The sequence below is a fragment of the Novipirellula caenicola genome (assembly GCF_039545035.1).
Taxonomy (GTDB): domain Bacteria; phylum Planctomycetota; class Planctomycetia; order Pirellulales; family Pirellulaceae; genus Novipirellula; species Novipirellula caenicola.
Window position 1 is genome coordinate 1 of record NZ_BAABRO010000005.1, and the last position, 25,651, is coordinate 25,651.

17 protein-coding genes are annotated in these 25,651 nt (G+C 55.9%); 14 read left to right on the plus strand and 3 right to left on the minus strand.

All coding sequences use genetic code 11. From position 1 onward, the window contains the following. The first annotated feature begins 356 nt into the window (after positions 1-356). Positions 357-842 carry a hypothetical protein gene (locus ABEA92_RS11825; protein ID WP_345684040.1) on the plus strand — a complete coding sequence of 162 codons (486 nt, stop codon included), beginning with the start codon at positions 357-359 and terminating at the stop codon, positions 840-842. 99 nt (positions 843-941) lie between these two features. On the opposite strand, the gene acs is transcribed toward ABEA92_RS11825, so the two are convergent. Further along, complete coding sequence (gene acs, locus ABEA92_RS11830) at positions 942-2,900, minus strand: acetate--CoA ligase (protein WP_345684041.1); 1,959 nt, start codon at positions 2,898-2,900, stop codon at positions 942-944. A gap of 348 nt (positions 2,901-3,248) precedes the next feature. On the opposite strand from acs, the gene ABEA92_RS11835 reads away from it, so the two are divergent. From ABEA92_RS11835 to ABEA92_RS11850, 4 genes are all read left to right on the plus strand, one after another. Further along, positions 3,249-3,983 carry a methionine-R-sulfoxide reductase gene (locus ABEA92_RS11835; RefSeq protein WP_345684042.1) on the plus strand — a complete coding sequence of 245 codons (735 nt, stop codon included), beginning with the start codon at positions 3,249-3,251 and terminating at the stop codon, positions 3,981-3,983. A gap of 193 nt (positions 3,984-4,176) precedes the next feature. After that, a complete protein-coding gene (locus ABEA92_RS11840; RefSeq protein ID WP_345684043.1) occupies positions 4,177-5,175 on the plus strand; it encodes an esterase/lipase family protein in 999 nt (332 codons plus the stop codon). Positions 5,176-5,178: 3 nt separating this feature from the next. After that, complete coding sequence (locus ABEA92_RS11845) at positions 5,179-7,080, plus strand: adenylate/guanylate cyclase domain-containing protein (RefSeq protein ID WP_345684044.1); 1,902 nt, start codon at positions 5,179-5,181, stop codon at positions 7,078-7,080. A gap of 230 nt (positions 7,081-7,310) precedes the next feature. Continuing rightward, the gene (locus tag ABEA92_RS11850) at positions 7,311-9,053 is read left to right on the plus strand and encodes a hypothetical protein (RefSeq protein ID WP_345684045.1); all 1,743 of its coding nucleotides are present in this window, start codon (positions 7,311-7,313) and stop codon (positions 9,051-9,053) included. Between the two features lie 139 nt (positions 9,054-9,192). Here ABEA92_RS11850 and ABEA92_RS11855 read toward each other — a convergent pair whose 3' ends face one another. Continuing rightward, positions 9,193-10,842: an alginate export family protein gene (locus ABEA92_RS11855; protein ID WP_345684046.1), complete on the minus strand. Its 1,650-nt coding sequence runs from the start codon at positions 10,840-10,842 to the stop codon at positions 9,193-9,195. A 793-nt stretch (positions 10,843-11,635) separates the two neighbouring features. On the opposite strand from ABEA92_RS11855, the gene ABEA92_RS11860 reads away from it, so the two are divergent. From ABEA92_RS11860 to ABEA92_RS11900, 9 genes are all read left to right on the plus strand, one after another. Next, entirely contained in the window at positions 11,636-13,075 is a 1,440-nt protein-coding gene (locus ABEA92_RS11860; protein ID WP_345684431.1) for a CmpA/NrtA family ABC transporter substrate-binding protein, read from the plus strand. 320 nt (positions 13,076-13,395) lie between these two features. Continuing rightward, entirely contained in the window at positions 13,396-14,511 is a 1,116-nt protein-coding gene (locus tag ABEA92_RS11865) for an ABC transporter permease (RefSeq protein WP_345684047.1), read from the plus strand. A gap of 52 nt (positions 14,512-14,563) precedes the next feature. Further along, positions 14,564-15,511 carry an ABC transporter ATP-binding protein gene (locus ABEA92_RS11870; protein WP_345684048.1) on the plus strand — a complete coding sequence of 316 codons (948 nt, stop codon included), beginning with the start codon at positions 14,564-14,566 and terminating at the stop codon, positions 15,509-15,511. Between the two features lie 18 nt (positions 15,512-15,529). Beyond that, on the plus strand, positions 15,530-16,384 hold the full coding sequence (locus ABEA92_RS11875; protein WP_345684049.1) for an ABC transporter ATP-binding protein: 855 nt from the start codon (positions 15,530-15,532) through the stop codon (positions 16,382-16,384). Continuing rightward, positions 16,375-17,235 carry a GAF domain-containing protein gene (locus ABEA92_RS11880; protein ID WP_345684050.1) on the plus strand — a complete coding sequence of 287 codons (861 nt, stop codon included), beginning with the start codon at positions 16,375-16,377 and terminating at the stop codon, positions 17,233-17,235. The genes ABEA92_RS11875 and ABEA92_RS11880 overlap by 10 nt, the downstream gene beginning before the upstream one ends. Positions 17,236-17,237: 2 nt before the next feature. After that, positions 17,238-18,929 carry a DmsC/YnfH family molybdoenzyme membrane anchor subunit gene (locus ABEA92_RS11885; RefSeq protein ID WP_345684051.1) on the plus strand — a complete coding sequence of 564 codons (1,692 nt, stop codon included), beginning with the start codon at positions 17,238-17,240 and terminating at the stop codon, positions 18,927-18,929. Further along, positions 18,926-21,166: a molybdopterin oxidoreductase family protein gene (locus ABEA92_RS11890; protein WP_345684052.1), complete on the plus strand. Its 2,241-nt coding sequence runs from the start codon at positions 18,926-18,928 to the stop codon at positions 21,164-21,166. The genes ABEA92_RS11885 and ABEA92_RS11890 overlap by 4 nt, the downstream gene beginning before the upstream one ends. Then, a complete protein-coding gene (locus tag ABEA92_RS11895; protein WP_345684053.1) occupies positions 21,163-22,986 on the plus strand; it encodes a NirA family protein in 1,824 nt (607 codons plus the stop codon). The genes ABEA92_RS11890 and ABEA92_RS11895 overlap by 4 nt, the downstream gene beginning before the upstream one ends. 60 nt (positions 22,987-23,046) lie before the next feature. Further along, a complete protein-coding gene (locus ABEA92_RS11900; RefSeq protein ID WP_345684054.1) occupies positions 23,047-24,636 on the plus strand; it encodes a sulfite reductase subunit alpha in 1,590 nt (529 codons plus the stop codon). Positions 24,637-24,800: 164 nt separating this feature from the next. On the opposite strand, the gene ABEA92_RS11905 is transcribed toward ABEA92_RS11900, so the two are convergent. Further along, entirely contained in the window at positions 24,801-25,616 is an 816-nt protein-coding gene (locus tag ABEA92_RS11905) for a PP2C family protein-serine/threonine phosphatase (RefSeq protein ID WP_345684055.1), read from the minus strand. Positions 25,617-25,651: the final 35 nt, after the last annotated feature.

Here is a 25,651-nt window from a genome sequence, read left to right on the forward strand (position 1 = left end):
GCAAATCTCAGCGGTGAGCCGTGGGCCGTAAGGCACCGGGTCGTGCGTGGGACCCGGCCGCTGACGCGTCGCGGCTCATTAAATCAATAAGCCGTGAGTGAGTTTCGGAGGGGCATGCGTCGACCGACCGAAAGTCTTGGCGACGTGTTGATTTAAGCGAAATGCAAATCTCAGCGGTGAGCCGTGGGCCGTAAGGCACCGGGTCGTGCGTGGGACCCGGCCGCTGACGCGTCGCGGCTCATTAAATCAATAAGCCGTGAGTGAGTTTCGGAGGGGCATGCGTCGACCGATCGAAAGTCTTGGCGACTTTCGCTACACCTAGAAACGGCGGCGAACCAATAAGCGAGAACAGGATCATGTTTGGACCGAGTTTCATCACCGACATTGGCGACGGGCAAGCTCAGTTGCGTTCGTGGCGATGTGGCCGAATCGTGATGCAAGGCGGCCGCTTTGTCAAAGTCCAGCGGCGGTGGGTCGCCGGCAGCGTGTCAGTGGCCCAGGTTTGGTGGCAATCCAGATACGGGCGGATGAACGACGACATCTGCTGGTTGGATTACCATCAACCCTTTGGGATGCCAGGCTTCTTGACGCTCGACTACATTCGCTCGGGTCAGAAAGCCGGTTACAAAACGTTTATCGGCGCCATCCGCGTGCTCGAAGAAATCGCCCGTGTTCGCAATGCCGCCGCCATCGTGGCGCATGTCACCAACGGGGCGATCAGCGACCGATTGCTCGAGCGAAACGGATGGCAGCGGCATCTCGAACATTGGTCCGGCCGACATTGGATCCGCCGTTTCTATGACGGTTATCCCGAATCGGCCGTGACACGTTATACCGCGTAACGAACCTCGCGATCGAGCATCGCGAAGACGTTCGTTTCATCACCGATCCATCCGCAACGCATGGCGAGTTTCGCCACTGCAAATTTCGCTCGCGGACGACTAGTCTTCGTCGCGGATCTTGGCCAACACCGAATAATCCTCGAGTGTCGACGTATCGCCGCCGATCTCGTTGCCCGAGGCGATATCACGCAGCAAGCGACGCATGATTTTGCCGCTTCGCGTCTTCGGAAGCGATGCGGTGAACCGCAGGTCGTCGGGCTGAGCCAGAGCTCCAATCTGCTTCCGCACATGCATCTTCAACTCCGTCCGCAACGCTTCGTCAGGTTCGCGATCGCGAATCGAAACAAACGCCGCGATGGCTTGCCCCTTGATCTCGTCCGGACGTCCGACGACCGCCGCCTCGCAGACCGCCGGGTGGCTGACCAATGCACTTTCGACTTCGATCGTGCTAAGCCGGTGTCCTGAGACGTTGATCACATCATCGATGCGGCCCATGATCCAGTAGTAACCGTCTTTGTCACGCCGAGCGTTATCGCCAGTCAGATATTTCCCGGGGACCATTGACCAATATTGGTCGGCATAACGGTCTTCGTCACCCCAGATGCCTCGTAGCATCCCTGGCCACGGTTTGGCGATACACAGCATCCCGCCGTGGTGATCGTCAACTTCGTTGCCGGTTTCGTCGACAATCGCAGGCACCACGCCCGGCAGCGGTGTGGTACACGAACCGGGTTTGGTTGCCGTGATCCCTGGCAACGGACTCATCATGATGCCGCCCGTTTCGGTTTGCCACCACGTGTCAACGATCGGGCAACGCTCGCCACCAATCTTTTTGTGGTACCACATCCAGGCTTCGGGGTTGATCCCTTCGCCGACGCTTCCCAGCAATCGCAAGCTCGATAGGTCATGTTTATCAACGTGCTCGTCGCCCCATTTGATAAAGGCGCGAATGGCGGTCGGAGCGGTGTACAGAATCGTCACCTTGTACTTTTCGACCAGATCCCAGAAGCGATCTTCGGCGGGAAAGTTTGGTGCGCCTTCGTACATCAAACAGGTCGCCCCGGCCGATAGCGGTCCGTACACGATGTAGGTGTGACCGGTGATCCATCCACAATCGGCGGTGCACCAATAGACGTCATCTTCGCGATGATCAAACACCCACTGGAATGTCCGCTTGGCCCACAGGTTGTATCCTGCGGTGGTGTGTCGAATCCCTTTGGGTTTCCCGGTGCTGCCCGAGGTATACAGAATGAACAACGATGCTTCGCTGCCCATCGGTTCGGCTGCGATTTCGCCAGCCTGTGTATCGACCACATCGTGCCACCACACGTCGCGGCCTTCGGTCATCGCCACGTCGTCTTGACCGGTTCGCTTGAGTACCAAGCAGTGCTGGACCGTCGGCGATTTTACCAGCGCCTCGTCCACCGTTTTCTTCAATGGCAAAATCTTGCCTCGGCGGTACAGCCCGTCGGCGGTGATCATCAATTTCGCCCCCGCGTCGTTATTGCGATCGACAATCGACTCGGCGCTAAAACCGGCAAAGATCACCGAATGGACCGCTCCGATGCGAGCACAAGCCAACATCGCAATCGCAAGCTCGGGAGTCATCGGCATGTAAATGCTGACGACATCACCGACACCGACGCCAAGTTGCTTGAGCCCTTCGGCGCACTTGCAAACTTCGCGGCGAAGTTCGCTGTAGCTAAGCGTTCGCGTATCGCCCGGTTCCCCTTCCCAAATGATCGCCGCACGATCGCCCCGGCCGGCGTCGATGTGTCGGTCCAAACAGTTATAGCTGGCGTTCGTCTTGCCGCCGACAAACCATTCAGCGTGAGGCGGATTCCACTTGCACACTTCGCTGAACGGCTCGAACCAATGCAGATGCTCGAGCGCTTCTTCACGCCAAAAGTCATCCGTGTTTTCGGCCGCACGCTTGTACATTTCCTGGTACTGGTCGGTCGTCGAAAAAACGGCCTTCTGAGTAAATTCGGCCGGGGGCGGAAACAAACGATCTTCGGTCAGAACGTGGTCAATTTGCCCTGAGGGAGATTTGGTCATGGTGGGAAAGCCAGTCAGGAAAAAGGGGGGAATCAATCGAACGCGAAGGCCCAAGCTTGCTGCCTTCAAACGCTTTGATGCTTACAAACGCTCAGTGTAATGGAATCGACACGGCAATTTCACCACACAATGGATTTTATACTCGCATTGCAACCAGCTTACGACGGCATACGCGGGCCGTGATCCCCACTAGCCGACCTCCGATCCCCCCAAGCCACCTGTCTAATGGGGTGCCCCGCGAGGTGATTTCGCGGCTAGAATGGAAGGGATCGGAGGAGCGGACCTCACGATTTCAAAATCCAAACAATAACGATCACACACTCACGATCCGCTTGCAGGAGAATTCGCTTGAGACTGACTGCCATATTCCCCCTCCTCCTGGCTGGATGTTTTGCCGGTTGCGACACGAACGTTTCACGTCCCAGCGCCGCTGCGTCGCGTGCGGATGCGGCCAGCGACGAAATTGCCCACAACGAATCGGCGAGCACGGGGACAAACAGCGAAAGCACCGCCGCGATTTTCGTCTCGGCTCCCGCCGAACCCACCGACAATGCCGCAGCGGCCCCCCAACCGCAGTCGGCCACGGAAAAGAATGCGGGTAGCGAAACTGCAGCCAAGGCCAAGACGCCATTTTCATTCAATCCGCTCAATGAACGCGAAGCCTATGTGATTTTGCATAAGGGAACCGAACGAGCGGGAATCGGTGAGTACACCCATACGAAAGACCCCGGCATCTACATTTGCCGGCAATGCAACGCTCCGCTGTACAGTTCAGAGAGCAAATTTGAAAGCCATTGCGGGTGGCCCAGCTTTGACGATGAAATCAAAGGGGCGGTCGAGCGGCATTTGGACGCCGATGGCGAGCGGATCGAAATTGTCTGCAGTAACTGCAAGGGACATCTTGGCCACGTTTTCGAGGGAGAGCGATTCACCGCCAAAAATACTCGCCACTGCGTCAATTCGATCTCGATGCGATTTGTCCCCAAAGGCAAAAAGCCGCCTGCGGTCATCAAAGCCCCCACAGACAAGACGACCAAAACCAAACAGGAGCCTGCGAAAAAGAACGCTCCGAAAGCGGAGTAGCGAGCACCGCGTCAGAGGGCGATCGGGTCGCTACGACGCGGATCGAGGCATTGCGACGCGGGGATCGCCCGCTGATCCCCGTCAAGCGAAGGTCCAATTCAATCGAAATTTTTTGAAGAAATGCGAAGCGATGGGCCGTCGGCGGTCTCTGTAGGCTTATCACCCGCTTTTTCCTTCACCCTGAATGACGATCATGCGACACTTCTGCCTCCTCGCCCTGCTGTTTCTTGCTCAGGAATCGAATCTCGTGCGATCGCAATCCCCCACCAATCCGCCGATCGCCGAAACATCCAGTGATGACGAAACCGTGGTGCCGCGCTCCTCTTCGTTGGCCTTTCTAAACAAGACCGCAGGGGGGACCCAGGTCTGGACCGATCATGCATGGGTCGATGGAAACCGTCTTCAGCAGAATGCGTTGACGGGACATTGGCGTTTGCTGGACCGAAACAACAATCGCATCACTTGGGGGACTCGCCAGCACTGTGAAACGTGTTTGGCAGAACACACACCATCGGCCCCTGCGTCCCAATGCAAACGAGTCGTCATCCTGCTTCATGGTTTGATGCGGACGCATCATTCGATGACGCAGTTGGAAAAGGACCTGAAGTCGACCGACGATGCCGAGATCATTCGGTTCTCGTACGCGAGCACACGTTGTTCGATTGGCGACCACGCAGCGGCGCTTCGCGAGTTGCTCGAACGATTACCCGAAGATACGAAAATTAGCTTCGTCGGGCACAGCATGGGCAACATTGTCACGCGACATTTGATCGGCGATCTGCAACGTGACGGTGATCCTCGAAATCTGTTGCCGCGTTGTGAATCGATGGTCATGTTAGGACCACCCAATCAAGGCGCCGCCATCGCTCGGCGGCTAAACGCTACGGGTATCTTCGACGTCATCACCGGCAAAGGATGCCGCGAATTGGGCAGTCAGTGGCAAGCGTTTGCGGATCGGTTGGCAACCCCGCCATTCCCCTTTGCGATCGTCGCCGGTGACGTCTCTTCGACCCCGATTCAAAACCCTCTTGTCGACGGCGCGAGTGATTTTGTGGTCAGCATCGAAGAAGCACAACTCGAAGGCGCCGAAGAATTTCATACCGTGCCCGTGCTGCACAGTTTCTTGATGAACAACGAACGGGCGCGGGAATTGACGGTCGACTTTCTAATCTCTCATCGCACTCAAAGCTAAACCGTGGCGGATTTAATCGCGCAAGGGCCCCATGACCAACAGCGTTGGCGACGTGCATTGCCCGACGCCACGTCCGGTCGCGAAATCCTGCTGGGACGTGCTGACAGCGATTGGAATGTCCCGTGGGATCCCAAGATCTCGCGACGACACGCGCGAATCAAAGTGCATCTGGATCATCAAGTCGAAGTCATCCAGAACGTGCACGCTCGCAATCCCGTCTTCTATCGTGGTCGACAATCGCCGCAATTCAAATTGACCGTCGGTGAACATTTTGTGATTGGCGAAACCACGTTCACGGTAGTCAATCGGCCCGGCGCCTCGGAGTTGCCATCGAGCGAGAATGTTACTCAGCACGTCTACGACTACACGGTGTTGCGACGCCGCCATTTCCGCGATGCCAATTCACGCATCGACATGCTGAGTCGTTTGCCCGACTTGATCACCAGCAGCGAGACCGACGAAGAATTGTTGGTGCGGATGACCAATGTATTGCTGCAAGCCACACCGGCGGCGACTGCCGTGGCGATTGTCGCGTTGCAAGACGATCCGGCATCCGATCATCGCAACCGTCCGCGAGCGGAATTGCCCGTCCAAATCCTGCATTACGATAGCCGCGGGTTTGAATACGAATCGGCACAAGTCAGCGCACGACTTGCCCGTTCGGCGATCGAAACTCGCGAAAGCGTTTTGCAAGTCTGGTCTCCTCACGATGTGACGCAGAGTGGGTATACGACGAACGAGGGTGTCGATTGGGCTTTCTGCGTTCCGCTGCGAAGTATCGCGTGCCGTGGTTGGGCGATCTACGTCGCCGGTCAATCGTCAACCCATGGACGTTTTGATCCGCGAGACCAGAACGCGACCCCGCCGGAAGCGCTGCAGGATGATTTGAAGTTTGCCGAACTTGTTGGATCGATGGTCGCCAACCTACGGCAAACGCGACGATTGGAACGACGCCAAGCATCGATGCGACAATTCTTTGCACCTGTCGTGATGGACGCGTTAGCGAACCAAGATCCCGCTGAGGTGCTGCGGCCACGCGAAGCCAATTTGTCGGTCATGTTTTGTGACCTGCGAGGGTTCACACGAAAAAGCGAAGAACAATCCGACCATCTGTTGGAACTGCTAAACCAAGTCAGCGAGTCACTTGGCGTCATGACCCGTGCGATTCTCGATTGCGGTGGCGTCATCGGCGATTTCCACGGTGATGCGGCGATGGGATTCTGGGGTTGGCCGATCGCCCAACCCGATAATGTCGCTCGAGCCGCCAACGCCGCGATCCAAATTCGCAGGCAACTCGCAATTCATACCGACCGAGATCAAAACGAGATCGGACACCGCTTCCAACATGGTATCGGTATTGCAACCGGCAACGCCGTTGCGGGACAGATTGGGACTGTCGATCAGGTCAAAGTCACCGCGTTTGGACCGGTGGTGAATCTCGCCAGCCGGTTAGAGGGACTGACCAAGCAATTTGGGGTGCAAACGATCATTGATGAACCCACCGCGATGGCGTTGAATCGGCGCGACGATCGCGGAGCGATCAACGACAAATGGACAAAGACGGAAGCGATCAGCGACGAACAGACAAGTTCAGGGACGATTGGCGACGGCGACACGACGATGGTGACCCGGCGGTTGGCATTGGTGCGGCCCGCCGGTTTGATCCATCCGGTCAATATCTACGAACTCAGCCTAGCGAGCGAATCGCTCACCGCCGCTGACATGGTGACCTATCAACGCGGACTCGAGGCGTTTATCGAGGGCGATTGGACGGTGGCACGCGAGGCCTTTGCTTGCATTGCCGATCGAGATCGGCCGAGCCAGCGAATCCTGGCTCAAATGGCCCGGCAAGGACAATCGCCCCCTGCGGGATGGTTAGGAGTGCTGGATCTGGAAAAGAGCTAGGTTTTGTCGGGGGCACCCTCTCTCCCTAACGTTGCCAGCGACTTACAATAGGGCTCAAATCCGCCCCAAAACCCCCAGACTAACCGTGGTACGCAATGGGACTGCAACAGCTTAGCACACAACCGTCTTTACTCCTTCGCACGCTCTGCTTCACCGCTTTGCTCGGGACTCAGACTTATTTTTCGAGTGAATCGGCGGCCCAATTGTCAGATAGCGATCGGGCACGATTGGTGTCCCAGATTCGCTATGACGCCAGCCAGATCACCGAAGACCGATTTCCTGACCTACAAAAGGCGAAACAGGACGTCGCTGAAAAGATTGAATCGGTTCGGCAGTTCATGTTGGCACAACGCTCGCAGAGCAATGGGCAAGCGTGGCTCGATTACTTGGACCTCGATCCGCTCGCGGACGCCTTGCAATCCGATTCGCTTTCGGAGCTGGCACGAACGGCGATCGATACGCGTTTCCGCTTGATTGGAAACATCGAAGGGCTCGAAATGAGTTCGCTTACCCGGCTTCGCAGCTCGATCGAGCAACTGCTCGCGGCGATCCGTTTCCGCGACGGCGAGAAAGCGGCCGAACAACTCAGCAAACAGCTCGATTCATTGGCAGAGCGAATCGAGGCGATGGACAAAGTCCCGTCGGCCGAAGACGCAGCGGCGCTATCCGCATTGGTATCACTGCTCGAAGAATCGCAGCAAGCCCGTGGCGTGGTGGCATCGATCCGCGAGGTCTTTGGACGTGCCAACGTCGCGATCTTTGTCGGCGAATCGGCAATCCAACAAGCCGTCAATCGCGACGTCAATCGATCACGTCCCATCCGCGATTGTATTCTCGGGACACGGATTGTTGGCGAAGCGTACACAACCGGCTTTGTCACCGCGAACCTATTGCCCTCGATCGGCGCCGCCAGAATCCAAGTCTCGCTCAACGCAGACGTTTCGACTCGCAGCACGGGATACAACGGCCCGGTGAAACTTCGCACATTGGGTAACGCGCATGTGACCGCAACTCGCACGTTGAACATCAACGAATCGGGTGTCACGATGGATGCCGCCTATGCGACGGCGTCATTGAACACCGACATCACTTCGATTGAACACAAACTAAAAATCGTCCGCCGCATCGCTCGCAAGAAAGCTGCCGAACAGAAACCCAAGGCCGACCGGATTGCGGTCGAGCGGTTACGGCAACAGGTAGGCGAAGAGTTTGTGCAACAAACCAGCGAAGCGGGCGGCATGCAAACGCCAAACATTTCGGAAAGGATCGGCCCGACGTTAAGCCGATTGTCGCTTGTCGATCCCGCTCGGCTATGGGGCTCGACCGATGATTCGCTGTTCGTCGATGCCACGCTTCGCCGCAACGACCAAATTTCGACGACCGTATCGCGGCCGCCGATAACGGTCTCGTACGATGCCGCGATTCAAATCCAAGAATCGGTGGTCGACAACGCACTGGGGCCATTCCTAGCAGGCCGCACGGTCAACGAAGCGACGATCAATGAATTGCTTGCCGAAGCAGGCCGCCCGGTCGAAAAGCAGGAAGGCGAGAATACGGAACCGCCGTTCGAGATCGACTTTGCTCGTTTACAACCGATCGTGTTCGAAGCTCGCGACGGCGCGATTCGCTTTGGCATACGCGGAACTCGCTTTGCCCAAGGCGAACGCGAGCTAAAGGTCCCGATGGAAATCACCGCTACCTATCGGCCCGCGATGACGCCCGAAGGGCACGCGATTCTGATTCGGGATGCCGATGTGAATGTCGACTTCCCCGGCCGAAAACGGCTAAGTGTTTCCCAGGCAGGGCTTAAGCGAACAATTCAAAATCGCTTTGACGAAGTCTTTCCGGAATCGCTTTTGCAACGCGAGATCGAAGTCCCGCAGACGGTTGAAATCGACGCGATTCGGGGCCAGCGATACCGCGTCCATCACATCGATTCGCGTGATGGATGGCTGACGATCGCCGTTCGCTAAAACGCGTTATTTCGCAGTGCAGGTGTCACTGTTACCGACGCCGCACTTCCCGCTGCCTTTACGGTCCCGCAGCTCATAAAAAAAACGCCGCCTGAGTCCTCAGGCGGCGTTTTTCGTTTTCGATGCTTCGTCGTTTGGTTTAGAAGCGAGTTTGAAACTGAGTGTAGACAAATTGGGCATCGTCGTTGGACAACACGCCGGGCGTTTCGTCGTAGTAATCGCCGGCAAAGAATCGCGAGTAGCCAATCAACATGCTGCTGCGTGGGTTCAAGTTGACGTTGATCGCGACGTCGATCTCGTGTCCTAATTCCTTGTCTTCGGCCAACGCCGTCGTGTTGTACGGCTGCATCGTTACGCCGTAAGGCGTGGTCGATGTATCGAGCAGGAAGTAGTGGTACCACACCAACAGATTGACTTTGGGCCCAAGCACCGGAGTGATGAACTGCATGTTGATGTCGTGAAGGTTACGACGACCAAACAAGTCCATGAAACCATTGTATTTGTGGGCCAATGGGAACAAGTGATCAAACGCGTCATCCCCGCGAGCAACAAAGTCCGAATCGCCGCCGGAGGCATAGTCATACCAGAACCACACCGTAGGTTTCCAATTGGCGACCTTCAGTTTGCGTCCCAAACCACCGGTAAAGAAGGCGGCATCGTGACTGCTGGCGTTGCTGTTAGTACCGAATTGAACTCCACCTTCGACTTCGTAAAGCAAATCGCCGTTGCTGCCTGCGACGCGTGACCCCAACGTGTGGTAGTCAAAATCATCGGTACTATCATCCAGCCCTAGGTAGTACAGATCCAAGGTACCGATGTCCAACCCTTTACGGGTTAGGTACGTGCCGAAAAAGTCAACGCTCTCGTCCGCGTCATCAATCTTGCTCTCGGTGGCAGCGTTGCGATTGACTGGATGAACGAAGAACCCATCCACATTCCAATCTTGATTGGAATACATCAAACGTCCACCTTCGAACGTACGACGGGTGTTGGCCCAATCCAAGGGCGAGATCAATCGTTGGTTGCCGTATAGCAATTCTTGGCGTCCGACGCGTGCGGTCAGCTTGCTGCATCCGTCAGAGAACAAATTCACGTCTGCGAACAAGTTCTGAATCTCACCACGATTCTCTTCGATCGGGCGGTTGTTGAAAAACTCGCCTCCGGAATCCGCGTAAAGGTATTCACCATACAGACGAATGTATTCGTTCATGCGATAGTCCGAGAACAATCGCAAACGGGTCAACCAAAATTCGTCGTCACGTCCGGTCAACCCAAGTCCACGCATGCCATCTTCGTCGTGGTAGCGAACACGAACTTCGCCGCCGAGATCAAGCTTACCACCGGCAAGCCCCTTGAGTGAATCACCGAAAAACGAAGGCCCGTTGTAGCACGGATCATTCAAATAGCTGAAATCGTTGGCATAGAACACGCCGCCATAGGCGTTCTTCATCTTTTCTGTCGCTGCATCTTGCTGCTTTTTGGTGCAACAGGTGCTGTTGCAGCAACCACAGGACGTCGACGCATGTTCCACCGGTGCAGGTAATGCCTCGGGATAGATTGCCGTGTCCGACAACGGTGCAGCCTCGTCTTCGGCGATCGCTTCGGCTGCGGTGTAGTACGTATCGTTGACGACGCGGACGGCCGGCTCGACGAAAACGGTTTCCGTCGCGGAGTCCGATACACGGACATCACTATAGTTATCCGCCACTGCCGCATTGAGCGTGAACAAGGTCGAGAGAGCGGCCAGCAATGCGGCACGCGAACGGCGTCGTTTTGGGGTCGCCAACATGGTGAGGTTCCTTCCTCGATGAATGATTTTTGCAAAACCAAAGTAAGGAGCCACGGATTTGCAGCATGCGTTCCCGCGCTTCGTCGATGCGTTGACCGCATTAACAAGAACATCATTCATGGTGAGAATTCCTCATTCCCGCCAACCCCTTACCGTCTCAAGCAGAATCGAGACTACGGTTGCCATCGACATCCCAAAGGGGTGGGACCTGCAATTCGTGGCTGGCACTTAAAATGCGATCGATCGCACCAATCCGAACGAGCGCCCCTAAACGGAACCGTCAATACAGGGGGCACTCAACCCGCATCTCTATCGACCATTAAACGGGACGATCATGGCTAGTGGGCCTCGATTGCGCCCTCATACGCCTGGAAGGGGTTGGCCATGCTTAACAAATAGGCAACTGCTGACATTCTAAGCGGATCCAAAACCGATACTCAAAATACAAAAACTGATATTTCTTAGAAAACCAACGGCGTTACCGAGCTTCTGATTCCCGCAACGACAGCCTTATCGCGACTTATCCCACCTTAGCTCCGGCGTCCCCCTATCTAGACAGGCGGTTGGCCCATTTGTTGCCTAACACTGCAGACGGCAACGCAGCCCCCGACGGTGCTCGATCGCGTGCATCAGATGGCTGCGTTGTGTGTGTTTCCCTCCTACTTATCGCTATTCCACTTTTTCCGACGGCGTGATGCCAAGGTCTGTTTCTATGCCCTCCGTAACCCTCTATCGATCTTTCTCGACCTTCGCTCGATGCGGCTCCGTTTTTTCCTTGGCTGCATGCTTGTTGATGATGACGGCCGGCTGCGGAGGATCCAAGATCACACTGGAGGACTTGGAGGCCGCCGCCGAGAAGGTAATGCAAGAAACTGCATCCGAGGAAGCGACGGGCGCGGAACCCGCGGTCATCGCCGAGATGCTGGACATCGAAAAGCCATCGCTGAAGTTTGGCTTCATCAAGCTAACCGACTGTGCACCGCTGGTGATTGCGAAAGAGAAGGGGTACTTCCAGGACGAAGGGCTGAACGTCGAAATCGAAGCCCAATCGAATTGGAAAGTGTTGCTGGACCGCGTCATCGACGGGCAGCTTGATGGTGCTCATATGTTGGCCGGACAACCGATCGGAGCCACCATCGGATTTGGCACCAAAGCACACATCATCACCGCTTACAGCTTGGATTACAACGGAAACGGCATCACGGTCAGCAACGAGATCTGGAGCCAGATGCAAGAGAACGACGAAAGTTTGAAGTCGCCAACGCCGCCGCATCCGATCTCGGCAAAGCCGCTCAAGCCGATTGTGGATCGCTACAAGCAGGACGGCAAAGAATTCAACATGGGGATGGTGTTCCCCGTCAGCACACATAACTACGAAATTCGTTACTGGCTGGCAGCCGCCGGCATCCACCCTGGTTTCTATAACAAAGACAACATCACCGGAATGGTGGACGCCGACGTCTTGCTTTCGGTCACTCCGCCGCCGCAAATGCCGTCGACGCTCGAAGCCGGCACGATTCTAGGTTACTGTGTCGGCGAACCTTGGAACCAGCAAGCGGTTGCCAAGGGCATCGGCGTCCCGATCACGACCAACTACGACATTTGGAAGAACAACCCTGAAAAGGTGTTCGGGGTTTCGGCCGAGTGGAACGAGAAGTATCCGAACACGCATGTTGCGATTGTCAAAGCACTGATTCGAGCAGGCAAGTGGCTCGACGAAACCGATGCCGATGGCAATCTGACCAACCGTGAAGAAGCCGCTACGATCCTCAGTGGCAAGGACTATGTCGGTGCCGACGAGGAGCTTATCAAAAAGAGCATGACCGGGACCTTTGTCTTTCAGAAGACTGATGTTCGTCCGATGCCCGATTTCAACGTGTTCTTCAAACACTACGCCAGCTATCCGCACTACAGCGATTGCATTTGGTTCCTGACCCAAATGCGTCGTTGGGGGCAGATCACCGAAAGCAAGCCGGCCAAGTGGTACGAAGAAACGGCCAAAGAAGTCTACAAACCTGAGATCTACCGCAAGGCCGCCGCAATGTTGGTGGCCGAAGGCAAGATCGCGAAAACCGAAATTCCTGAAGACGACTACGACGGCTATCGGCCGCCTACCAACGAGTTTATCGACGGCAACACCTACGATGCTCGGGACCCGATTGGCTACATCAACAGCTTTGTGATTGGCAACAAAGATGGCGACGCTGCCGACGCCAAGCCCACTGAGCAATAAGGCATCGACGTCGCGAACCGGTTGACAAATCAGTTTGACATTTCTGTCTCCTCTCCCCCGCGTCGTAGCCTGTCGCGGGGGAGAGCGGGGTTCGGAAGAAAGTCAGTTGTCATTTTTATAGCGACGTCTTTCCTGGGTCGTCATGGTGCCTGGCCTGCGGGCCGGCACCGGTCAACGGGAAACGACTGGGCGAAGCAACCCCAGACCAATTGCGTAAGCAGGCTCTGGGTCTGCCGCCACCGAAACGAAGCCCCCGAAACCAAACACCTCCATCGACCATCGCGTCGCAAAAACACAACAACCGTAACCGAGAGAAAAAGATGAATTGGCGTGGAACCGCTTTAAAATTTTGCAACGTCACCGGGATGCCGATTTTCGAGCCGTTCGTGCGACTCGCCGCTGGCGAAGATCCACGTGAACAATTCAAGGGGATCGCAAAATTTGTTTTGCTGCCGATTGTCGCAATCGCCTTGTTCATCGGTGCATGGTCGTTGGCCGCCAAGACGGTTGTCACCGAAAGCATGCAACTGCCAAGTCCTTCGGCGACCTGGCAAGCCGGTGCGGATTTGTTCTCGATGCACTTTGCCCAACGCTCCGAAGATCAGCTGAAAAAACGCGAGATGCTTGCCGATGCGATCCATTTCATGGTGCAAGCTAAAACGCTCGAGAAGCAAGCTGCCGCGGTACCCGCGACTGAACAAGAAGCCTTGCTCGCCAACGCAATGATCTACAAAAAGAAGGCACTGCAAGCGGCGAACTATGTGCCATCGAGTGCTCCGACCTTTATCGACCAAATCGTCACCAGTTTGAAAACTGTCTTTTTTGGTTTCGCCATCGCCACCTTGATCGCGGTCCCGTTGGGAGTGCTGTGTGGCATGAGCCCGTGGTTCAACGCTGCGTTGACGCCGGCGATTCAGATGTTCAAACCGGTCAGCCCGCTGGCTTGGTTGCCGTTGGCCAGCCTCGTCATCATTTGGGCTTATAGCAATTCACAACCAGGCGAAACGCTGTTTGAAAAAGCATTCTTGATCTCGGCGGTCACGGTCTCGCTCTGCTCGCTGTGGCCGACGCTGGTCAACACCACCCTTGGCGTTGCCAGCGTCGACAAGGATTACTTGAATGTCGCTCGTGTGCTGAAGCTGACGTGGTCTCAAAAGCTGTTCAAGATCATTTTGCCCGCCAGTCTGCCGCTGATGTTTGCGGGCCTGCGAATCAGTCTGGGTGTCGGATGGATGGTGCTGATTGCTGCGGACATGTTGGCCCAAAACCCGGGGCTGGGCAAGTTTGTTTGGGACGAATTCCAGAACGGCAGCAGCACGACCTATGCACGAATTGCATTCAGTGTCTTGATCATTGGTCTGATCGGCTTGGTCTTGGACCGGATCATGATTTGTCTACGCAACATGGTTAGTTTCGGAAACCCGGTCGCGGGCTAGAACCTAGGCGTTCCTTGTCCACAAACCTTACTCACCACCAACGAGAGCAACAATGAGCGTCGCCATCCTTGCTGATCCAGCAATCGAGACACGACTCGACAACTCGCCACCGAATCCGATTCTGACGATGCGTAACGTATCGAAGGGGTATGGCAGTGGGGTGACTCGCAATGAAGTATTGCAGAACATCAACCTGAATATCCGCGAAGGCGAATTTCTAGCGGTGGTTGGTTTTTCCGGAAGCGGCAAGACCACCTTCACACAGTTGTTGGCCGGTTTGATCCAGCCCGACAGTGGAGAGATTTTGATGGAAGGCGAACCGGTCACGGGGCCGGGGCCGGATCGCGGATTGGTGTTCCAAAACTATTCGCTGCTGCCGTGGTTAACCGTACGCGGCAACATCGCATTGTCAGTCGACAGCGTGTTTCGCCACTGGGGCAAAGGCGAACGCCGCGATCATGTCGAAAAATTCATCGAGATGGTCGGCCTCAGCCACGCGGCCCATCGTCACCCGCATGAATTGTCGGGCGGCATGCGGCAACGCACTTCGTTGGCACGCACATTGGCGATGAAACCCAAAGTGCTGTTGTTGGACGAGCCTCTTTCCGCTCTCGATGCATTGACGCGTAGCGTGTTGCAAGAAGAGATTTTGAAGATTTGGGAAGAGGAACGTCAAACGTGTTTGATGATCACCAACGATGTTGACGAAGCGATCTTGGTTGCCGATCGCATCGTCGCGCTCAACCCAGGCCCGCGGGCGTCGCTGGGGCCGATCTTCACGGTCGAGCTTGACCGCCCGCGTGACAAATCGGCGCTGAATCACAACGAACGTTTTAAAGGACTGCGAAACGCCGTGACCAATTACTTGGTGGCCGTCCGCCAAAAATCACGTAGCGACGAAGCAGCCGGTTCGACCGCACCGAAGTTTGAACTACCCGACATCGATCCCATCAGTTTGACGAAGCCGCATCGCTTGATCGTCAATTCACCAGCTCAGTAATTACAAAACGGAAAAAAAATGGCTGGCTACGTAGAAATGTTTCGTCTCGGCAAGACGTACGACACGCTGAAAGGTCCGGCGGTCATTGTCGAAGACTTTAATTTGAACATGAAGCAGGGCGAATACGCGAGTCTGTTGGGACACTCGGGGTGTGGTAAAAGCACCGTGTTGATGATGGTCGCGGGGCTCTGTGATATCACCGACGGCGGCGTGGTGGTTGCCAATCACGAAATCGATGGCCCCGGTCCCGATCGCGGGATCGTATTCCAATCGCCCTGTTTGATGCCGTGGATGACGGCGATCGAAAACGTGCTGTTGGGCGTCGATCAAGTCTACCCGCACGCGACCAAGAAACAGCGTCACGATTTGTCGGCGTATTACTTGTCGCTCGTTGGGTTGGGCAACAACCTACGCACACGTGCGTCGGATCTAAGCCAAGGCATGCAACAACGCGTGGGCATTGCTCGTGCGTTTGCCCTGAAACCCAAAATGCTGTTGCTGGACGAACCGTTCGGAATGCTCGACTCGCTGACTCGTATGGAACTGCAAGAGATCCTGCTCGAGATTCTGATGCGAGACAAAGTCACCACGATGATGATCACCCACGATGTCGACGAGGCTCTGTTCATGAGCGACCGCGTCGTGATGATGACCAATGGCCCGCGTGCGACGGTCGGTGCCATTTTTGACATTCCGTTTGATCGCCCCCGTGTTCGTACCGAGGTGCTCGAGCACCCCGAGTATTATGATTACCGCGAAAAACTACTCTGTTTCTTAGAGGAACAAGACCACAAGAAGTTGAAACAAGACGTCGTGAAGCTTGAAGCCAAGAAGGCGGAAAGCGTCAACGAGGAGGACTCTGTATGTGCCTAGCATTACCGAGCCAACTCTCCAATGCTTTTTTGTGTGACGTCCGCGCTTACGATGTCCATGACAACCGATGTGTTGACAACTCAGGCGAATCGGAACTCGATCGATTGGCCATCGAGTGTCTGCAAACCGGAACCGCTCAAGTGGTGACGTTACAGCAAGATCCCTGCGGCGCGGCGCTAGCGTTTCCCGTCTTTCGCGCCGACGCGATCGTTTCGATCGTCGTCTTGGCTACCGCGGCAAACGACCAGACGCCAGGCGTATTCGAAGTATGGTCGCCGGTGGGCGTCTACGAAGAAGTCGCACTGAGCTCGGGCTATTACGGCAATCTAGCACGTTTCCAGAACGTTTCGTCCTTCATTCGCTTTGAAAAGGGCTCGGGACTTCCCGGACAGGTCTGGAACTCACTGCGATCGATCATCCATAACGACCTAGCCAACCACCCCGGTTTTCTACGTGCTGCTGGCGCAAGCGCCGGAACGCTGGAAACCGCGATTGGGATTCCGGTTGCCGGTGAAAACTACGTCGCATCGGTGATGTTGCTTAGCAGCAAAGCCACGCCGATGGCGCGTGGTTTTGAGGTTTGGCGAGCGGATGCCGATGGTGGCTACACGCTCGAATCCGCCAGCTACCCCGACCCTGGAATCGAACTTTCGATCGGTACGTCCATGCCCGCGAATTCGGGCATTCCAGCGCTAGCGTCCGAGCACGGCGGAGCCACCGTATCAGAAAACCCGGCGATTTTGCGTTCGGGTCGATCATTCGGCGAAGACGTCACTCCGATCCAAGGTTGTCTTGCGATCCCATTTTATGAATCCGACGCCATCACCAGCGTTACTGTGTTGTTGTTTTAATCATGGCCATCGCACTCCCTATCGTTCAGTCGTCACCTGACTTGGTCGAGCAATTGCTGACCGAGCAGCAGTCGCTTTCGGCTGTGGAACAATTCAGTTCCACGCATGACAGCGAAGCGAGTGCAGCGCCGGCACAGGCACGTTATTACCGCAGCCTGATGCCCGCGTCACCTCCGGGGCCGGGACAACAATACTCGTTCGACGTTGATCTCGATCAATGCAGTGGCTGCAAAGCGTGCGTGGTCGCGTGTCACACCATGAACGGATTGGACGAAGACGAAAGTTGGCGACGTGTTGGGACGTTGACGATCGGTGAACCCGAGGCACCGCGAATTCAACACGTCACGACCGCTTGCCACCACTGCGAAGACCCCGGGTGTTTAAACGGATGCCCTGTCAAAGCCTACGAAAAGGATCCTCAGACGGGAATTGTCCGTCACCTCGATGACCAATGTATCGGCTGTAAATACTGCACGATGATGTGCCCGTACGAGGTTCCGCAATACAGCGAACGATTGGGGATTGTCCGTAAATGCGACATGTGCCACCAACGTTTGTCCGCCGGCGAAGCTCCCGCGTGTGTGCAGGCGTGTCCAAACGAAGCCATCTCGATCGCGGTGGTCAACATTGCTGAGACCGAATTCACTTCGGACGACCGGATCGCGGCCGGTGCCCCGGTATCGACGATCACGAAACCCACAACGAACTATCGCAGCGATTTCGGTGATGCGGCCAAGAATGCAACGCCTCAAGACATCGGGGTGGATCATGTGGCCGAGAGCCATTGGCCATTGGCCGTGATGTTGGTGGCCACGCAAGTCTCGGTGGGAATGATCTTCGTCGAGCGATTTGCCGCGACATTGGCTTGGATTTCCGGGCACGATCACTCGATCATGGCAACACGATCCATTTTGCTAGTCGCGTTGCTGATTGGTGGCATCGGATTGAACATCGCATCGCTACACCTCGGTCAACCTCTGCGAGCTTGGCGAGTCTTTTTAGGTTTGAAAACGAGCTGGCTCAGCCGCGAAGCCGTTGTGCTGGGCAAATACGTGGGACTGCTAACCGCTGCCACCGCACTGTATTGGTTACCGGTCGTTAGCAACTACCTGCCGCAATCGATCCAAGCGTGGATCCCCGCAATTCCTGCTTGGGCTGCAAGCTTGACCCTTGTGATGGCGATCATCGTCGGCGTCGCGGGGCTGTTCAGTAGCGCCATGATCTACATCGCAACGCGTCGCCAGATTTGGCGAAGCTCGCGAACCTTGATTCGCTTTATGGGAACCGCGGTGGTTGCCGGAGCCATTGGGGTACTGCCCATGTTGATCCTGCAGGGTGAAAGCCGTTTCATTTCCGTGGCAATCACGATGCTTGGCTTGATCACATTAGCCAGCAAAGCAGCTTGGGAATGGAGCGTGCATCTAAATCCCAACGGACGTGGGGATGCCTACGATCGTCGCTCGCGTCGCTTGGTGCATCGATCACTATCGCGGCTTGCCCGTTCTCGGATGCTGGCGGCCAATGCGGGTTTGGGATTGTTGTGCGTGGTCGCTGCGGCCACTTTCGTTTCTCCATGGACTGCGGCCACGCTTGCCATTGCGGCCGGATTGATTGTGATCGGCGGCGAGATTGCCGAACGACTGCTTTATTTCATGAGTGTTGTTTACGACCGGATGCCAGGAACTTTCCGATGATTCAGCCAACGCCAAACACGGGCGGAATGTCACCGCGATCGCTATTGCCAAAGCTGCTGCGTAAGCACGATGGCAAAATGACGCGTGAATTGCTGCTGCATCCGGGCGACCATGGGTTGGGAATGACTCACGAGTCGTTACAAGCCGACGCCACAACGACGGCGGTATGCGGTTACTGTTCAACCGGCTGTGGATTGCGACTGCATTTGCGTGATGACGAGGCCGTCGGACTGACTCCGGAAACGACGTACCCTGTTAATCTTGGCATGGCCTGCCCCAAGGGCTGGGAAGCGCTGCGAGTGCTGGATTCCGAGGACCGTGCGACCGAACCGTTGATCCGCACCTCGGACGGCAAATTCGCACCGGTTTCGTGGGACCACGCACTGCGTCTTTTCACGACTCGGATGAAAGGGATCCAACATCAACACGGCCCCGATTCGGTTGCATTTTTGAGCACCGGACAAATCGCATGCGAAGAGATGGCGTTTCTCGGTGCATTGGCCAAGTTCGGGATGGGGATCAAACATGGCGACGGAAACACGCGTCAATGCATGGCAACCGCCGCAACGGCCTACAAGGAATCGTTCGGATTCGACTCGCCGCCATTTACCTATGACGATTTCGAGCAAAGCGATTGCATGGTGTTCATCGGTGCAAATCCTTGCATTGGTCATCCGATCATGTGGGAACGCGTGCTGCGAAACCAGAACAATCCCGAAATCATCGTGATCGATCCTCGTCGTACGGAAAGTGCGATGGCGGCGACACAGCACTTGCAAATCCGTCCTAAATCCGACCTCGCGCTGCTGTATGCGATCACCCATCACTTGATCGCGTGCGAATGTGTTGATCGAAATTTTATCGACCAACATACCGAAGGGTTTGAAAAGCTGTGCGAGCATGTCAGCCGATTTTCGCCCGATGCGGTCGCATCGACGACGGGAATTTCAGCAGATGTCATTCGCCAAACCGCGGAAACGATCGGGCGACGAAAAGCGGTGTCGCTGTGGTGGACGATGGGCGTCAATCAAAGTTACGAAGGGACGCGAACAGCACAAGCGATCATCAATATCGCCTTGATCACTGGCAATATCGGCCGCCCCGGAACCGGGGCCAATAGCATCACCGGCCAATGCAACGCGATGGGTTCACGATTGTGGAGCAACACCACCAACCTATTCGGACATCACGACTTCAAAGACTCGGCCGATCGCGAGAAAGTCGCCAGCAGTTTGGGGATCGATCCGGAACGAATTCCAACAGAACCCAGCTGGAGCTACGACGGGATCATGGACGGGATTCGTCGTGGTGACATCCGTGGATTGTGGGTGATCGCCACCAATCCCGCCTACAGCTGGATTCACCAGAGCGAAGCTCGCAATCTACTCGATCGGCTCGATTTCCTTGTCGTGCAAGACATGTATCACACCACCGAGACGGCTCGACATGCGGATTTGATTCTGCCTGCGGCCGGTTGGGGTGAAAAAGCGGGGACGTTCATCAATAGCGAACGTCGCTACGGTGTGCTGAAAAAGGTACGCCGAGCGCCGGGCAAAGCATTGGCGGATTTCCACATCTTTCGTGCACTCGCATCGTACTGGGGTGTCGAGGAGATGTTTTCCGAGTGGACCGACCCTGAAGCCGTGTTTCGCATCATGCAGCGAGCTAGCGAAGACCAACCCTGTGACATCACCGGCATCGAAGGCTACGAACAAATCGATCGCTGCGGTGGCATCCAGTGGCCGTGGACCGAAGCCGATGCGGAAGGCGATTTCCAACCCGAACAACAACGTCGGCTGTTCGCCGATGGCCGGTTTTATCACCACGATGGTCGAGCCCGTTTGGTGGTCGACAACGTGACTCCGATGCCCGAAGCCCCCGACGAGGAATACCCGACGTTGTTGATGACCGGTCGTGGCACGGTCAGCCAGTGGCATACGCAAACTCGCACAAGCAAAAGTCCCGTGCTTCGCAAGCTCTATCCCAACGAAGCGTACATCGAGATCAATCCCCAAGACGCGGCCGCGATGGACATCGTCAACGGCGACCAAATCCGCGCCCAATCTCGCCGCGGCAGCTTGCTCGCCACGGCCATGGTGACACCGACGGTGAAACCGGGGCACGCCTTTATGCCAATGCATTATGAAGCCACCAACCAATTAACGCTGGGACATTTTGACCCCCACAGTCGGCAACCCAGTTACAAAGACTGTGCCGTAAGGATCGAACGAGCATGAGTGAAAAACCCTTTAGCGAAGCGCAACAACAATACATCGCCGGATTTGCTTTCGGTGCCGACGTGGCACGCGCGGTGAACCGATTGCCGCTGGTCAGCAATTGCATCTCCGGCCCCTCTGAGAACTCGATCACCGTCGGCGGAGGCGTTGCCACAGTCAACGGTAAAGCGCTGCCGGTGGGTCCCGAACGGATCGCCTTGCAAGCCCAAGCGGACTGCATTGCTGCAGGCAAGAAACTGAGCAAGGAAGAGAAGGCCAAACAGGCGAAAAACCCGCTGGATATGTGGGACGAAATTCAAGCTCGATCTGATGCCAACGAATTCCCCAAAGGCGACGACGTCTTCCTGACCAAATTTCATGGCCTGTTTTATGTCGCTCCGGCCCAGAACAGTTTTATGTGTCGAATGCGATTGCCCGGTGGCGTGTTGCATTCGTGGCAACTGCGAGGATTGGCCGATCTATCGGAAAAATCCGCCGGCGGTTTTGTCGACGTGACCACTCGTGCGAATCTGCAACTTCGCGAAATCCCGGCCGATCATGCGATGAACATCCTGTACGGACTTCGCGAACTCGACATCATCAGCCTTGGTTCGGGCGGTGACAACATTCGTAACTGCACCGCCAGCGCTTTGTCGGGAATCGATCCGAGTGAATTGATCGAAACGATTCCCTTTGCGAAACGGATGCACCATTACATTCTAAACCATCGCGAAATGTATGGATTACCGCGTAAATTCAACATCGCCTTCGACGGGGGCGGCAGCATCAGCGCGCTGGACGACACCAACGACATCGGGTTCCACGCGGTCCAAGTCCGTGAGGAAAACGCCAGCGAATCGCTGCCCGCGGGGGTCTATTTCCAATTGACACTCGGCGGTATCACCGGGCACAAAGATTTCGCGCGTGACACCGGTGTGTTGCTGCGACCAGAAGAATGTGTCGAAGTCGCCGGAGCGATCGTTCGCGTGTTCGTGAGCAGCGGTGATCGCACCGACCGCAAGAAAGCCCGGCTGAAATACGTGCTAGACGATTGGGGTTTTGAAAAGTTCATCCAGGCGGTCGAAACCGAGATGGGGCATGAACTGCGAAAAGTCGACGCCAGTCTCGTTTCGATCCCCGACAATGAAAACCGCCAAGCCCATGTGGGCGTCCACCCGCAGAAGCAAAGCGGCCGCCAATACATCGGCGTGGTGTTGCCGGTGGGCCGCATCAGCAGCGATCAAGCACGCGGTCTTAGCGAGATCGCCGACACCTACGGTAACGGTGAAATCCGTTGTACCGTTTGGCAAAACGTCTTGATCCCTCATATCCGCGACGAAGACGTCGAGGCAGTAAAAGCGAAGCTAGATTTAATCGGGCTCAGCTGCGATGCCAGTTCGTTTCGTGCTGGATTGGTCGCTTGCACCGGAAGTGCGGGTTGTAAGTACGCAGGCGCTGATACCAAAAAGCACGCGATGATCATCGCTAGCACTCTTGAATCGCAATTCGAACTCGACCAACCCATCAATATTCACGTGACCGGATGCCACCACAGTTGTGCTCAACATTACATCGGTGACATCGGATTGCAGGCGTGCAAAGTCGAACAAGGCGATGACATGGTCGACGGGTATCACGTCAATGTGGGTGGCGGATGGGGATCCCGCAAAGGGATCGCCCGGCTGCTGTTTGAATCGGTGGCCTTCACGGACGTCCCAGCATTGATCACGGCGATTGTCGGTGGCTATCTGCAGGGACGCAAAGACAACGAATCGTTCGTCGATTTTGCTCGACGAACCAGTGACGATGATCTGAAAGCGTTTGCCGTTAGTTGCGTTTAAGTGGACGTGACCGCGGTCATTACAGAATAAGAAAACTCCCACTCCTTCCAGAACCGAACCATGAGTAGCTTGATTCCTGATAGCGCGCCATTTTCTCAAGAGCAGCGTGCTTGGTTGAACGGTTTTTTCGCCGGCATGATGGGCATTCAGTCCAATACTCAGCAGAGCGAAGCGCTCGCCGCGATGGGTTTTTCCAGCGAAACCATCGCGACACCCGACGCCCCCGCCGAAGAGGAAGAGGATTTCCCTTGGCACGACGATTCACTGCCGATCGTGGATCGCATGAGTCTGGCCGAAGGCAAACCGCTGGACCGAAAATTGATGGCCGCGATGGCTCAGCTGGACTGTGGGTCGTGCGGCTACGTCTGCCAAACCTACAGTGAAGCCATTGCTTCGGGTGAGGAAACGAACCTATCGTTGTGCAGCCCCGGTGGCAAAGAAACGAAGCAGATGATCAAAAAACTGCTGAAGGAATCGGGCGGTGCAGAAGCCAACGGCGCCGCGACCGCACCGGTTGCAAAGGAAGCCCCCGGGTCCTCGCGTAATGCTCCCTACACCGCCAAACTGCTCGATTCACGTTGTTTAAACAAAGAGGGATCGGCCAAAGCGGTTCACCACGTCGAAATCGATTTGTCAGGATCGGGGATCAAGTACGAAGTCGGCGATGCACTCGGCGTCTGCCCAACGAATTGCAGCGACTTGGTAAACGAGATACTAATGCGGATCCAAGCGGCCCCGAACGAGGAAGTCACGACGCCACTTGGGAACGCCAAACCAATCGCGTTGGGATTGCAAGAAGATTGCTGCTTGAAAGACCCCAGCGACGAGCTGCTCGAAACGCTGATCAGCCGAACGGCCGACGAAACCGGCAAACAAACGCTCACCAACATGCTCGAAGACGGCGTGCCTGATGGCTTTGACGTTCTGGATACCCTGGGCTTGGCCAGCGACGTCCAATTGACGGGACTCGAGTTGATGGAAAACCTCGAACCACTGAATCCTCGCCTCTATTCGATCGCCAGCAGCATGAAGGCGGTTGGCGAACAAGTTCACTTGACGGTCGGCAAGGTCACCTACGAACGTGAAGGACGTGTTCGCAAAGGAGTCGCCAGCACGATGTTAACCGATCGCTTGGAATCGGGTTCGTCACTGCGGATCTTTACCCATGCAAACCACACAGGCTTTACCGTCCCGAGCGACCCGAATATTCCCATCATCATGGTCGGCCCTGGAACCGGTATCGCGCCCTTTGTAGCGTTCTTGCAAGAACGCGTCGCCACCGATGCAAGTGGCAAGAATTGGTTGCTATTTGGTGACCAACACCAAGCGTATGATTTTCTATACGAAGAACAGTTGCAAGACTACGTTCAATCGGGACGGCTGCAACGGCTGGACACCGCGTTTAGTCGCGACGGGGACAAGAAAGTTTACGTCCAAGATCGGATGCGAGAAAACGGTGCCGAGTTGTTCCAGTGGCTCTGTGACGGAGCTCACTTTTACGTATGCGGCGACGCCTCGCGAATGGCTGCTGATGTTGATCGAACGCTGAAGCAGATCGTTGCCGAGCATGGCAACATGAGCCAGGAAGAGGCCGATCAGTATGTGGCTGGGTTGTCGAAAGCCAAACGTTACGTCCGCGACGTCTATTGATCCTTTGTCAGGACTTCAGATCAAGGTGTCGTAGCCCAAATCGACAACCGCGTATTGATGCTCTGAGCCGCTCACTCGTGAGCGGCCGGGTTTCGCATGTGTAATCACCTGGCGACTCGCGGTCCATGCGATCTAGCTTGGGCAGCGGTACAGCGTTGTTGAGCTTAGCGGGCGTACAACAACATGGTCAGATCATCGGGTTTTCCGGGCAGCTGTTCATCACTGCCGCTCATCCGTTGGCTAGCGATTTGAACCAACTGCTGCATACAGCCCATCGGTTTGCCACTTTTCATGGTGGCAACGACTTCGGACAACTGCATGTTGTCGAATAACCCGTCGCTGGCCAGGATCACGCGGTCACGCGCGGCCAATTGACGCGACGGACCGACTTCGATGTGCATCGTTTTCGATCCGACCAAATTCGAGACGACATGACGATCGTCGTGCGTCATCGCAGCGGCCTCGTCCAACATGCCCGATTCAACGGCATAGCCCACGGGCGAATGCGACGTCGATTTCCACTTTAACGATCCTCGTTGTCCCACGATCATCGTCATCGAATCGCCGACGGTGTAGGCGCGAACACGTCCCTGGACAATCTCGACGACCGACAATGTGGTGGCCGCTCCGATACCAAGATCGAGAATTTCAGTGTTAGCTTTTTCGATACCATCGAGGATCGCGGGCCGCAGATCCGCATCTGGATCGGACGCGGCTACCATTTCGGCAATACAGTGCACCGCGATGGCAGACGCCTTGTAACCGAGCGGACAGCCGCCCACGCCATCGGCCACAGCCATCACCAACGCACCCCCGGCAGTGCGAACGACCACCGAACTATCATCGTTGGGTTCCGTCTTCCCTGGACACCTCCGCGAAATCGAAATCACGGATCCCGACGGCATTGGCAACGAGCAAGGTTCGCTCATGTCGCTTTCAATGCAGAACTCGAGCAGCGTTTCGGGGATAGTGGACAGCATGGTTGGCGGAATCATGACCCACCCGCAGGTGGAGG